Below are 1,433 nucleotides of genomic sequence, written 5' to 3'. Positions count from 1 at the left end.
ATATGAGAATAGCATTTACCAAGCTAGTGAGGTACAAAGTTTTTTACGTTAGGGAATTGGGATTTGGGACTTGGGAATTGAGAAGTGAGAAGAGTAAATAAATTTGAGTGTACCACCTGTGACTGGGAAACGCTATATCTATAGGAATAATATTTGAATTTTGAACAAAAATCCGTACACATCACTAATTAAATTTTGAATTTTGATTTCATTGATAGATTGGAATGTCTATTAATATTGATTAAAAATTGGTTCTATATAGAATATAGGAGGATTAAATGCCAATTTATATCAGAGAAGATGTCACTTACAATTTACTCAAAAAAATCAACGCAACTGGTCAGGGAATGCACGAAATACATTTTAATCAAGATGATTTTCCTGGACATAGAATCACAATTGCTGACTTTTTAGGACATTTAGATTATTTAAATCAAAAGCATTATATCAATGCTGAGTTTACAGGTAATGCTTACGCAACTCAAGAAGATGTTCCTGATTTAATTCATCCCCAGGAATTTGATTTGCGAATTGCTAATACTCTGGGCGCACCGGATGGACCATTACCACATTTGATTACTTTCAAAAAAGCAGAAATGACGGAAAAAGGTCAGAAACTATTAGAGAAATTAGAAGATAATAAACCAAAAGTATCAAATGGAAAACCAGCAGTTGCTATTGCTGATAAAAATCTACCTTTTTTAGAAAAGGTGATGGTTAAAAGTGGGGTGACAGATATTTTTGATGCAAGAGATTTAACAGAAGTTGTATTTCGGGTAATGCGGGATTTAATGAATACTGAAACTGCTGACAGAGTAGAAGTAGAACTGCATGAACCAGCAGAAATAACTAAAGATAAATCCCTGCAATTAGAAATTGCTGATTTATGGCATGATACAAATCCAATTGTGGCATTTTTAAGCCGCATACGTCCACCTTTACAACCGATAGGAATGTTTAAAGGAATTGATAGCGATCGCTTTTTATTTAGAATTGCAAATGAAGGTGGAATGCCACCAAATGTAGAAGTAGAACAAGTAATTAAAGCTGTATTTTCTGCCACAAAAGACGAATTATCACCAGAAATAATTCAAGAAATTTCCATCTGGTTGCCTGATAAAATTCGCCAACTTTGGGAAGAAGGTTAATTAGGTAATTGGTGATGGGTAATTGGTGAAAGTGGTAGAGGGAAGAGGGGATATAAATCTAAAATCTACAATCTAAAATCTACAATCTAAAATCTACAATCTAAAATCCAAAATCCAAAATCTCAAATCAAATTACAGGAGTAAGAGGAATGAATTTTGCAGGGTAAGAGCATCTCAATCAGGCTTGACATAAGGGCTTATCGGAATCTAATGTAGAGTCAATGAAACAAGAACTGAGAACTTGAATCATGTAATCGTTATCCATAGCAGTGCGTTTCATTTTTT

1 protein-coding gene is annotated in these 1,433 nt (G+C 33.6%); it reads left to right on the top strand.

The genetic code is table 11. The features are described 5' to 3' along the window. Window positions 1-677: 677 nt before the first annotated feature. Window positions 678-1,148, top strand: coding sequence for a DUF2267 domain-containing protein (locus FFR48_RS30450; protein WP_307722546.1), 471 nt, complete (start codon window positions 678-680; stop codon window positions 1,146-1,148). Window positions 1,149-1,433: the final 285 nt, after the last annotated feature.

Origin of the sequence: Sphaerospermopsis reniformis, assembly GCF_005402885.1 — a bacterium.
In the GTDB taxonomy this organism is placed as follows: domain Bacteria; phylum Cyanobacteriota; class Cyanobacteriia; order Cyanobacteriales; family Nostocaceae; genus Sphaerospermopsis; species Sphaerospermopsis kisseleviana.
Note: the sequence above shows the minus strand (reverse complement) of the source record. Positions and strands in the feature narration are given on the sequence as shown.